The sequence below is a fragment of the Methylophilus sp. Q8 genome (assembly GCF_000800115.1).
Taxonomy (GTDB): Bacteria; Pseudomonadota; Gammaproteobacteria; order Burkholderiales; family Methylophilaceae; genus Methylophilus.
The window spans coordinates 2524411-2537321 of record NZ_JUHE01000001.1 but is presented as its reverse complement, the minus strand read 5'-3'; the positions used below and the strand labels follow the sequence as shown (position 1 = coordinate 2537321).

Below are 12911 nucleotides of genomic sequence, written 5' to 3'. Positions count from 1 at the left end.
ATGAGTACAAGCACAGAAATGAGCAATTCCTTAAGCGGCAACGCAGGCAATGGCTTGAAAACAGCGGCGGGTGAATACCTGACCTTTGTCTTGGGCAGCGAGCAATACGGCATCGAGATTCTTAAGGTGCAGGAAATTCGCGGCTATGACGCGGTGACCCAAATTGCCAACATGCCATCCTTTATTAAAGGGGTGATTAACCTGCGTGGCAAGATCGTGCCTATCGTCGATTTGCGCATCAAATTCAACCTGGGCAAGGTCGAATATAACGAATTCACCGTGGTGATTATTCTCAACCTCAACGGGCGTATTGTCGGCATTGTGGTCGATGGCGTGTCTGATGTGCGTGAGCTGCGTGAAGAGCACCTGCGTGAAGTGCCATCATTGGTGACCCGCATTGACACCAAATATATCGTCGGCCTGGCGACCATTGAGCAAGAAATGCTGATCCTGGTGGACATCGATAAACTGATGACCAGCGATGAGATGCAATTGATGGAAGCGGCTGTACATTAACTAACATTATAAAAACGTGCACAACAGCAAAAACATAAGCGCGATTACTCTAAACAGAGATATTTTCCAAGGATAAAATTATGTTTTCTACCATCGTGAACAAGCTGGCGGCAGGGACTCGGGATTATCGTAACAATCTGGATCAGGTGGCTGAATTCAGCGCGCTGAAGTCTGAAATCAACAAAGCAAGAGCGATTGTTGAGCTGAATGCCAAGGGGGATATCAGCCAGGTCAACGACAATTTGTGCCAATCGCTAGGCTACAGCGCAAAAGAGCTGGTCGGCCAGCATCACCGTGCTTTACTGACGCGTGAAGACGCTGGCAAGCCGGACTACGAACAGTTCTGGAATGCTTTGCAGGGCGGTAAATCTCAAGGTGGTAGCTTCAAACTGAATAACAAAGAGGGGCATGAGGTTTGGTTCCAGGGCTATTACGCGCCTGTGATGCAAGGCTCGCAACTACGTAAAGTGGTGGCTTATCTGACTGATGTGACGGCGGATAAAAAGCGTAATCTGGCGCTGCAAGAAGAAGAAAAAGCCTTGAATCAGTCTTTTGGGGTGATGGAATGTGACCTGAAAGGCAATATTCTTGAATGCAACGATGTGTTCCTGAAGCCGCTGGGTTATCAACACAGTGAAGTGATTGGTAAGCATATTTCGATACTGTTAAAAGCAAATACAGCCCAAAGTGCTGAATATAAGCAACTTTGGGAGAAGTTGAATAAAGGCGAGAACGCCAAGCTCGAAATCTGTCGCGTCGCCAAAAATGGTAACGAATACTGGTTTAGCACCAGCTATGTGCCGATTGTCGGCGCAGATGGCTCAGTGCTTAAAGTAAAAGTCTACTCTTATTGCATTACCCAGGAAAAACAGCGTCAACTGGACTTTGAAGGCCAGATATTCGCTGTGAATAACTCACAAGGCGTCATTCAGCTGGATATGAGTGGCCATGTGCTGACCGCCAACAAAAACTTTCTTGATCTCACCGGCTATGCGCTGGATGAAATTCAAGGAAAGCATCACAGTATGTTTGTCAGTGAACGTTTTAAAAATAGCCAGGAATACAAAGAGTTTTGGGCTAAGTTGAACCGCGGCGAGTCAGATGTCGGTGTTTATCATCGCTATGGTAAACAAGGTAAGGATATTTACTTGCAGGCTTCTTATAACCCGATTATCGGCCTGGATGGCAAGCCGGTGAAAGTGGTTAAATTCGCTACAGACATTACCAGTGCGGTATTGGCGGATCAGGCGCAGAAGGTGAAAACCCGTGAAGCGACCATGATCAAAAATGCTTTGGAGGCTTCATCGAATAGTTTGATGATGGCCGACAAAGACGGCGTCATTACTTATATGAACCCGGCTGCGCTGGAGTTGATGCGCGAATCCAGCAAAACATTCAAACAGTTATTTCCGCACTTTGATGCAGAGAAACTGATTGGTCAAAGCTATGATGTATTTCATAAAAATCCGTCGCATCAGCGTAACCTGCTAGGTGGACTGACTGGCAAACATCAAACCGAAATTGGTGTCGGCGATATGTTCTTCCGCCTGACAGCAAACCCGATTTTCGATAATGATGGCGAACGTCTGGGCACCGTGATTGAATGGGTAGACCAAACGCAAGACAAGCGCGTAGAAAATCAGATCAAAGAAGCCCTGAAATCAGCCGTTGACGGTGATGTGACCTATCGACTGGACAGCTCGATTGCCAAAGGCGCTGCAGTTGAGACCATGAACTCCATCAACCAGTTGCTGGATATCATGAACGATATTCTGGTGAACGTGCGTGAAGCAGGCGAAACCATTAATACAGCCGCACATGAAATCTCCAGCGGTAACAACGATTTGTCCAGCCGCACCGAGCAACAGGCGTCTAACCTGGAAGAAACTGCCTCCAGCATGGAGCAACTGGCGTCTACCGTGAAACAAAATGCCGAAAATGCACGCCAGGCCAATCAAATGGCTGAAGCCGCGTCACAAGTGGCGATTCGTGGTGGTGAAGTCGTTGGTAACGTGGTGACCACCATGAGTGCGATCAATGAAAGCGCCCGTAAGATTGAAGATATTATTTCTGTCATTGATGGCATTGCTTTCCAAACCAATATTCTGGCACTGAACGCGGCGGTAGAAGCTGCGCGTGCAGGTGAGCAGGGTAGAGGCTTTGCGGTGGTGGCAGGTGAGGTACGTAACCTGGCACAACGTTCAGCCAGTGCTGCAAAAGAAATTAAAGAACTGATCACTGACTCTGTGAATAAAACCGCTGATGGCACTAAACTGGTAGAAACTGCTGGTGAAACCATGCATGAAGTGGTGACCTCGGTGCAGCGTGTGACTGATATCATGAGTGAAATTACAGCGGCTTCTGCTGAACAGAGCTCAGGCATTAACCAGGTCAACGATGCCGTTAACCATATGGATGAAGTGACCCAGCAAAACGCCGCGCTGGTGGAAGAAGCTGCGGCCGCTGCTGAGTCATTGGTTGAGCAGGCTTCTAACCTGATGGATACCGTGAACAGATTTAAAGTGCGTGGCGGTGCAACACAAGCCACTCGTTCTGCGGCGCCACGTGTTGCAGTTGCCAGCCGTCCGGCGGCGTCTGCGCCAGTGAGCAAGCCTAAACCAGCTGCTGCACATACCAATAGTTATCAACCAGGCAAAGCTGCTAAAACCGGCACGGATGATACTGAGTGGGAAGAGTTTTAACGCAATGATTTAACAATGTGTCTGCTTGTTTCTGTGAGAGGAAAAGCCCATGACAAATGTCTTTCTGAAAGTGGTGAGTGCCCTGGTTGAAGGTTTTTTGTTGTGGGCATCGGCGGTGATTGGTTATCCGCTGTGAAGTATGATGAATCCAAGCTAGGCCAGTCGCGATAAGACCTGGTGCGTACGTTGCAAAAAAGCTGACCTTGTGTCAGCTTTTTTGCGTTTACAGTTGGCCGTAACAGTTTTAAAAAGAGAGGGCTTTGGGGCTTTTATTCTCGCATCCAGACAAGTGTTAACTGTCATGATAATCATGTAAACACTTATTAATTAAATATAAGTTTTAGATTGGGCGCTGTCTCGCAAGAGACGCATGATTTCAGGGTAGACAGAGGATAAAAATGAAAAAAATGCTAATCGAGTTTTACAAACTCAAATTAAAGACGCAACTGATATTGTTGCTGGCGGTGATGACCATAGGCTTTGTACTGGCAGGGGCGCTGGCTTATCAGAGTTATCAGCGCGTGATCGTCAAGGGCAGTGTGTATGAAGAACTGGTTGATCATAAAGATCTGGCAGCAGATATCTTGCCACCGCCATTTTACCTGATTGAGTCATGGCAATTGGCTTTGCAAATGGCTGCGATCAAAAACCAGCCATTACAGCCTTTGATAGACAAAGGTAATCAACTGGCCAAAGATTTCAACGCGCGCGGTGCGTTCTGGCTTAAGCAAAAGCCTGCACTGCGCACTGTGGTGAACGATAAGCTGCTGCGTAGCGGCCAGGCATTCATTGACAGCCGTGATCAAGAGTTTATCCCGGCCATTTTGTCACAGGACGAAGCCAGAATCGGCCGTGCATTAGCACATTTGCAAGGCTACTATCAGCAGCACAGAGCCGCGGTAGATGAATTGGTCGCCGTAAATGACGCCGCTTATCAGCAAACCGAGGGCAAGGTCTCTGGCATGGTTGCTGCAGCGCAAACCCAAACACTGTTATTTGCATTAGTGGCACTGGTGCTGACCTTAGTTGCGTTGACGGCGGTGGTCGGCCGCGTGATCCGGCAGTTAGGCGGTGAAGCCTCACAGGCATCAAAGGTGGCGACACAAATTGCCGAAGGTGACTTTACGCAAGTTCATCAACTGCGCAATATTGAGGATAGCAGTGTAATTGGGGCGCTATATCTGGCGGTTGAACGGCTTAAACAGATCGACAGTGAAATGGCACGCATGGAAGCTGCGCACAAAGCCGGTGAGATTGACGTCAAGATGGATGTCAGCCAATTTACAGGCGCTTACCGCGAGATGGCCACAGGCATTAATCGTATGGTTGCACACCATATTGAGGTGATCACCAAGTCCACGCAGTGCATCAACGCGCTGGCTGAAGGCGATATGAGCGCAACACTGGAGCCGTTTCCAGGTAAGTTTGCACTGGTTAATGCCGGTGTGGAGGGGCTGCGTTACAACGTCGGCACCTTAATTGCTGATATGCGTTTGATGGCAGAGTCGCATCAATCCGGCCAGATAGGCGTGTTTATGGCGCCTGGCAAATTTGCGGGGGACTATCAGTTATTAGCGCACGGCGTGAATGAGATGGTCAAAGAGTATATCGACGAGAACAAAACGGTCACCGATTGTATCCTGCAGTTTGGCCACGGTGATTTTTCTGCCACGATCAAGGACTATCCTGGAGAAAAAGCCTTTATCAACAAGAGTGTCAAAAACATTGGCGACAACTTGAAAGGCTTGATTGATGCCATCCACGCGGTGAGTCATGCGCATCAGCAGGGGGAAATTGAAACCTTGCTGCGTCATGAGACGTTCAAGGGGGATTTCAGTACGCTGGCTAAGTCTGTGAATGGCATGGTGAGTGGCTTGCTGGAGATGAATCAACAGTCTATGGCCGTCGTGAAAGGCTTCGGCGAGGGGAATTTTGATCTTCCACTTGCGCGCTGGCCTGGCAAAAAAGCTGAGATAAACGATATCGTGGAGCAGGTCCGGCACAATCTGAAAACCCTGATTGCGGATGTGAATGCTTTAACCAAAGCGTCTAAAGAAGGCCGCATTACGGTGCGAGCTGATGTTGATAAACACAATGGTGATTTCCGCAAGATTATCGAAGGTGTGAACAACACCCTGGATATGATCGTAGAACCGATTATTGCGGTATCAGAAGCGGTTGAAACGATTACCACCGCAGCGAATGAAATCTCCAGTGGTAACTCTGACTTGTCAGCGCGTACCGAGCAACAGGCATCCAGCCTGGAGCAAACCGCGGCGAGCATGGAAGAGTTAGCCTCTACCGTGAAACAAAACGCTGAGAACGCCAAACAGGCGAACCAGCTGGCACTGACTGCTTCAGGTGTTGCTGTCAAAGGCGGTGAAGTAGTGAACGAAGTGGTCGCCACCATGAGTGCGATCAACGAAAGTGCTAAAAAGATCGAGGACATCATCTCGGTGATTGACGGTATTGCGTTCCAGACCAACATCCTGGCACTGAACGCAGCGGTAGAAGCCGCAAGAGCGGGTGAGCAGGGCCGTGGCTTTGCGGTAGTCGCGGGTGAAGTACGTAACCTTGCCCAACGCTCAGCGAGTGCAGCGAAAGAGATTAAAGAGCTGATCACAGACTCTGTGAATAAAACCACAGAAGGCACCAAGCTGGTAGAGAATGCAGGTAACACCATGGATGAAGTAGTATCTTCAGTACAACGTGTGGCCGACATCATCAGCGAGATCTCCGCGGCATCTACCGAGCAAACGACGGGTATTGATCAAGTGAACCAGGCCGTGACCAGCATGGATGAAACCACGCAGCAGAATGCGGCCTTGGTAGAAGAGGCAGCGGCAGCAGCTGAATCCCTGGTCGATCAGGCCAACCAATTGGCCGATGCGATTAGCCAGTTTAAACTCGAGGGCCGTGTTGGCGGTGGTTTTGGCCACAGCAGTCAATCGGGCGGGTTTAAAGCCAGCACCCATACCCATGCGGCACCACCGCCAGTGTCCAGTAGCTTCGGCGGCGGATCGTCCGGGCGACCGGTGGCGGCCCCCAAACCGCATGCGACGCCAGCGCCTAAGATCTCTGCCAAAACCGGTACCGATGATAGTGATTGGGAAGAGTTTTAACTAGCTTTAATATAAAAAACCGGCTGCTTATTCAGCCGGTTTTTTTATGGTGTAAGCATGAATAAGACAGTAATTCCCCGTTTTATTTCCACATATCATTTGAACCGTTTTTGCCATAATCAGAGCGTGAAAAAGTAATTTTTAAATCTATATTTATCCAGCTGTATTTATCTAGGAATCCATGATGACAATTGCAAAACGCATGTATCTTTTGATTGCCACTTGCGCGTTAGCGATGGTGGTTCTTATCGGGGTCACTTTAAATGAAATCGTTAAAGTGTATGACACGACCAATCAGGCCAACGTCAATACCATCCCCAGTATTCTTGAACTGTCCAAAGCGCAGAATTACTATCAAAGATTGCGCCTGAATGTGTTGCGCCACGTGAGCGTGACCACGCCTGCCGAGAAAGACAAACTGGCCGCGCAAATTCAGGACCGTAAAAAGATTGTCGAGGAATCCCTGACGCATTACCAGGACCTGGTGTCTAGCGACCAAGACCAGGCATTGCTCTCCGCTGAAAAAGAGATGCTGAACCGCTACTTTGTACAAATGACAGCGGTATTGCGTTTGTCAGAAGTGAGTGCCCCTGAAGCACCAGAGGCCTTAAAACAGGCTGATAAATTGGCGATTGAAGTCGCCGATAAACTAGACGAGCATATGGTTTACAACCAGAAAACCAGTCTGGAGCTTGCTGCGCATGCCGCCAGCATCAAACAGAGTGCTGTATGGCAATCCTCAGCGATCGCTTTACTGTGTTTGGCTGCGATTGTGGCATTTGGCATGTTGATTACTAAACGCCTGCGTGCACAACTTGGCGTAGAGCCGGGTGAGTTAAGTCAGATTGCCCACAATCTGGTCGAAGGGAACTTGAACCAGAAAATCAAGCTGGCAGAAAACGATAAGTCCAGTGTTGCCTATTCTATTGTCGGTCTGCAACGCACACTGGATGGCCTGGTGCAATCCTTGAATTACGTCAGCCAGCAGCATGATGAAGGTGATATTGATTGCAATGTTGATCAAACACGCTTTAAAGGCGGTTACTCTGAAATGGCCGCAGGCATCAATAAAATGGTGGCTGGCCATATTGCGATGAACCGTAGCGCGATTGAAGTGGTAAAAGCGTTTGGTGAAGGTAATCTGGACGTACCACTACAGAAATTCCCAGGCAAAAAAGCCTTTGTGAATGAAGCGATTGAGCAAGTCAGAACGAATATCAAGGCATTGGTGAGTGATGTGGATGCATTGGCACATGGCGCGGTTGAAGGCAATTTGTCTGCTCGCGCGGATGCCAGCAAATACCATGGTGATTTCCGCACCATTGTCGAAGGCATGAACAACACACTGGATGCGTTGATTACGCCATTGAACATGACTGCACGTTATATTGCAGATATTTCAAAAGGCGAAATTCCGGCCAAAATCAGTGACCATTACAATGGTGATTTCAATACGATTAAAAACAACCTGAATCAATGTATCGATGCCATCAATACATTGATTTCAGAAATGAGCCATATGAGTTCAGAGCACGATATTGGTGAAATTGACGTGCGGATTAATGCTGCCAAATTCGATGGTGCCTATCGTGTGATGGCTGAAGGCGTGAATGAAATGGTTGAAGAACATATCAACACCAAGAAAAAAGCGATTGCTTGTGTCAGTGGCTTGGGTGAAGGTAATTTTGATACGCCATTAGAGCAGTTCCCACGCAAGAAAGCCTTTATTAATGTGGCGATTGAGCAGATCCGTAGCAATTTGAAGGCGTTGAATGACGATACTTTGATGCTGGCTGATGCTGCAAAAGATGGCCGTATTACAGTGCGCGCTGATGCCAGCCGCCATCCGGGTGGCTTTAGCGATATCATTCATGGCATCAACAGTACCCTCGATCTGATTGTCGAACCGATTATGGCAGTGTCAGAAGCGGTTGAAACGATTACCACTGCAGCGAATGAAATCTCCAGTGGTAACTCTGACTTGTCAGCGCGTACCGAGCAACAGGCATCCAGCCTGGAGCAAACCGCGGCGAGCATGGAAGAGTTAGCCTCTACCGTGAAACAAAACGCTGAGAACGCCAAACAGGCGAACCAGCTGGCACTGACTGCTTCAGGTGTTGCTGTCAAAGGCGGTGAAGTAGTGAACGAAGTGGTCGCCACCATGAGTGCGATCAACGAAAGTGCTAAAAAGATCGAGGACATCATCTCGGTGATTGACGGTATTGCGTTCCAGACCAACATCCTGGCACTGAACGCAGCGGTAGAAGCAGCAAGAGCGGGTGAGCAGGGCCGTGGCTTTGCGGTAGTCGCGGGTGAAGTACGTAACCTTGCCCAACGCTCAGCGAGTGCAGCGAAAGAGATTAAAGAGCTGATCACAGACTCTGTGAATAAAACCACAGAAGGCACCAAGCTGGTAGAGAATGCAGGTAACACCATGGATGAAGTAGTATCTTCAGTACAACGTGTGGCCGACATCATCAGCGAGATCTCCGCGGCATCTACCGAGCAAACGACGGGTATTGATCAAGTGAACCAGGCTGTGACCAGCATGGATGAAACCACGCAGCAGAATGCGGCCTTGGTAGAGGAGGCTGCTGCGGCAGCTGAATCCCTGGTCGATCAGGCCAACCAGCTCACTGCGGCCATCAGCCAGTTTAAACTGGAAGGACGTGGTGCAAGTAGCCATTCAAGAAGTACAGCCCAGCATTACCATGCACCAGCAAAATCAGTCACAAGTTTCCCCGGTGCCCATGGAGGAGCCGTCGCAAAAAAGTTCTCTTTGGATGACGCCAATAAGGCGCATGCACAATGGAAAACCCGGCTGATAGACTATATGAATGGGCGACAAAAAGAGCCTATTAACCATGCTGATGCGGCCAGTGATCATAAATGCGACTTGGGTAAATGGATATACGGCAAAGGCAAGCAACACAGCCACCGCAAGGAATATCGAGATTTGAAAGATGCGCACGCGCACTTTCACCAGAGTGTCGGTGACATTGTAGCGTCGGTCGCAGCGAAAAATATGGATAAGGCCAAGTTCTTGCTAGGCGGTGACTTCTCCAGGCGGTCGAAAGACACACATACCGCGATTGAGAGTTTGTCCAGAGTCCTCTCCGGAGGTGGCGGTAACGCCCCGCCAGCGGCCAGGCATACCATGGCCAGTACCTTTAAGAAAACGGGTACCGATGATGGTGATTGGGAAGAGTTTTAGCGAAGATTGAATGAAAAAAAGCCGACTGTAAATCAGTTGGCTTTTTTATTGTAACTAAACTGTTAAAACGTCTGTTTGTCGCTAAAGAAACGGCTGGAAGCGTCGTAAAAGTAACTAAGTGGTAAAGAATAACCACTGTTATTCCCTGTTAAATTGTATGGAGACTTTATGAAAAAAACTTTGAACACAGCCCTGACTATCGTTGCGTTATCCGCGTTCTCGGCGCCGATTTTTGCCGCTGAAGTATGTACCGTTTCGATGATGGGTCGCGTTTGTTATGAAGAAGGCAGTGCTGAACTGACTTCTTCACATATGAAAGGCGACGCAGTTGCAGAGGCCGGTGCTGCCAAGAAAAAAGTAGAAGTTGCAGACGCTTCAAAAGCGAAGAAATAATCGACTTTTTTCAGTCAGCGAATCCCCCTGAACGTAGGGGGATTTTTTATGATTTTTCATACTGGATACTCGGCAGAACAGGTGAAAACTTGAGCGAAAACAGAGAGATGAAAAGCTTCTTTATTAATGTTTAGTTTGCCAGATTGATAACCGAAAATATAAGAAAGCCAAAAAGGTTATAAAGTTTAAAAATGGATTTAGGAGTCTAAATTATGAGTGTTGCTAAGAGAATGTACATTCTGATTGCCGTCGCAGCTTTGGGGTTGTTCCTGCTGGCGGGAGTGAGTTATTTCCAAACAGACAAGGTGTTTAAATACACTAATTACGCCAATGAAGTGGCTGCACCGAGTATCGAAATACTAGACGATACATTGGGCGAGTTTGAAAAATTGAATAGCCTGATTTGGCAGCACATGCTGAATACAGACAATGCCAGAATGCAGGTCATCGAAAAAGAAGTGGCTGAAACTCATGGCAAACTGATGGCAGCATTAAAGCGCTATGACAATTTTGTCAGCGATGAGCAGGACAAACAGTTTCTGAAAAAAGACTATGACGCGATCAAAGCGTACGATGTATTAGGTAGCAATACTTTGACCTTGTCCCTTTCTAACAAGAAAACTGAGGCGAGAGATGCTTTGCTGGCAAATCAGGCTGTGATCGAAGGCGTGCAAAAGGCCATTCGCGAACATAGACTGTTTAACAATACACAAGCCAAAGATAGCGCCAAGCAAGCGGCAGCCGTCAAACAAAGTGCAATCTTTATGTTGATTGCCATTGCTGTCGCCGCCTTAGCCGTAGTGGTTTCCATTGGGATTTACATCAAGCGTAATATGTTCAAGCAATTGGGCATGGAACCGTCTGAGTTAACCGTGATTGCGCGTAACTTTGTGGAAGGCAATTTGAACCAGAAAATCACCCTGCCTGAAGATGACAAGTCCAGCGTGGCTTATTCTATCCGTGTGCTGCAACGCACACTGGATGGCCTGGTGCAATCCTTGAATTACGTCAGCCAGCAGCATGATGAAGGCGATATTGATTGCAATGTTGATCAAACACGCTTTAAAGGTGGCTACTCTGAAATGGCCGCAGGCATCAATAAAATGGTGGCTGGCCATATTGCAATGAACCGCAGTGCCATTGAAGTAGTAAAAGCATTTGGTGAAGGTAATCTGGACGTACCACTACAGAAATTCCCAGGTAAAAAAGCGTTTGTGAATGAAGCGATTGAGCAAGTGCGTAGCAACATCAAACGCCTGGTGAGCGATGCTGACGAACTGGCACATGCTGCAGTTGAAGGTAATTTGTCTACCCGCGCTGATGCGAGCAAACATCAAGGTGATTTCCGTGCGATTGTCGAAGGCATGAACAGCACATTAGATGCGGTGGTGAAACCGTTGAATGTGACTTCAAGTTACCTGGACAACATTGCCAAAGGCGTGATTCCAGCGCGTATTCAAGAGCAATATCAGGGTGATTACAGCCTGATCATTAACAACCTCAATACGTGTATTGGTGCAGTGAACGCCTTGGTGGCCGATGCCAATAAACTGGCACAAGCCGCGCAAGATGGCCAGTTGTCTACCCGTGCTGATACGCATCAGCATAATGGTGACTTCCGTAAAGTGATTGAAGGCCTGAATAGCACACTGGATGCAGTGGTCAAACCACTGACAGTGACTTCAGAGTACCTGGACAATATCGCTAAAGGCCATATTCCAGCCACGATTTCTGAACATTATCCAGGCGATTACAGCCAGATCATTACCAACCTGAACACCAGCATTGAAGCGGTGAACGCGTTGGTAGCCGACACCAGCATGCTGGCAGAGGCATCTAAAGAAGGCCGCATTACGGTGCGGGCTGATGTGGATAAACACAATGGTGATTTCCGCAAGATTATCGAAGGGGTGAACAACACCCTGGATATGATCGTAGAACCGATTATTGCGGTATCAGAAGCGGTTGAAACGATTACCACCGCAGCGAATGAAATCTCCAGTGGTAACTCTGACTTGTCAGCGCGTACTGAGCAACAGGCATCCAGCCTGGAGCAAACGGCGGCGAGCATGGAAGAGTTAGCCTCTACCGTGAAACAAAACGCTGAGAACGCCAAACAGGCGAACCAGCTGGCACTGACTGCTTCAGGTGTTGCTGTCAAAGGCGGTGAAGTAGTGAACGAAGTGGTCGCCACCATGAGTGCGATCAACGAAAGTGCTAAAAAGATCGAGGACATCATCTCGGTGATTGACGGTATTGCGTTCCAGACCAACATCCTGGCACTGAACGCAGCGGTAGAAGCAGCAAGAGCGGGTGAGCAGGGCCGTGGCTTTGCGGTAGTCGCGGGTGAAGTACGTAACCTTGCCCAACGCTCAGCGAGTGCAGCGAAAGAGATTAAAGAGCTGATCACAGACTCTGTGAATAAAACCACAGAAGGCACCAAGCTGGTAGAGAATGCAGGTAACACCATGGATGAAGTGGTATCTTCAGTACAACGTGTGGCCGACATCATCAGCGAGATCTCTGCAGCATCTACCGAGCAAACGACGGGTATTGATCAAGTGAACCAGGCTGTGACCAGCATGGATGAAACCACGCAGCAGAATGCGGCCTTGGTAGAGGAGGCTGCTGCGGCAGCTGAATCCCTGGTCGATCAGGCCAACCAATTGGCCGATGCGATCAGCCAGTTTAAACTCGAAGGCCGTGTCGGCGGTGGTTTTGGCCACAGCAGTCAATCGGGCGGGTTTAAAGCTAGCACCCATACCCATGCGGCACCAGCGCCAGTGTCCAGTAGCTTCGGCGGTGGATCGTCCGGGCGACCGGTGGCGGCCCCCAAACCGCATGCGACGCCAGCGCCTAAGATCTCTGCCAAAACCGGCACCGATGATAGTGATTGGGAAGAGTTTTAACTAGCTTCAACATAAAAAACCGGCTGCTTATTCAGCCGGTTTTTTTACACCTGCT

The 12911-nt window shown here is 48.6% G+C and carries 6 protein-coding genes; all 6 read left to right on the top strand.

Going from position 1 to position 12911, the window contains the following annotated elements; translation table 11 throughout:
- Positions 1-516, top strand: coding sequence for a chemotaxis protein CheW (locus tag GQ52_RS11970; protein ID WP_019882302.1), 516 nt, complete (start codon positions 1-3; stop codon positions 514-516).
- An 80-nt stretch (positions 517-596) separates the two neighbouring features.
- Positions 597-3218: a methyl-accepting chemotaxis protein gene (locus tag GQ52_RS14330; RefSeq protein ID WP_047518008.1), complete on the top strand. Its 2622-nt coding sequence runs from the start codon at positions 597-599 to the stop codon at positions 3216-3218.
- 398 nt (positions 3219-3616) lie between these two features.
- The gene (locus tag GQ52_RS14325; protein ID WP_304413264.1) at positions 3617-6340 is read left to right on the top strand and encodes a methyl-accepting chemotaxis protein; all 2724 of its coding nucleotides are present in this window, start codon (positions 3617-3619) and stop codon (positions 6338-6340) included.
- A 184-nt stretch (positions 6341-6524) separates the two neighbouring features.
- Entirely contained in the window at positions 6525-9554 is a 3030-nt protein-coding gene (locus GQ52_RS11955) for a methyl-accepting chemotaxis protein (protein ID WP_052179122.1), read from the top strand.
- A gap of 168 nt (positions 9555-9722) precedes the next feature.
- Positions 9723-9947 carry a hypothetical protein gene (locus tag GQ52_RS11950; RefSeq protein WP_019882307.1) on the top strand — a complete coding sequence of 75 codons (225 nt, stop codon included), beginning with the start codon at positions 9723-9725 and terminating at the stop codon, positions 9945-9947.
- 212 nt (positions 9948-10159) lie between these two features.
- The gene (locus GQ52_RS11945) at positions 10160-12856 is read left to right on the top strand and encodes a methyl-accepting chemotaxis protein (RefSeq protein WP_081979355.1); all 2697 of its coding nucleotides are present in this window, start codon (positions 10160-10162) and stop codon (positions 12854-12856) included.
- Positions 12857-12911 lie beyond the last annotated feature (55 nt).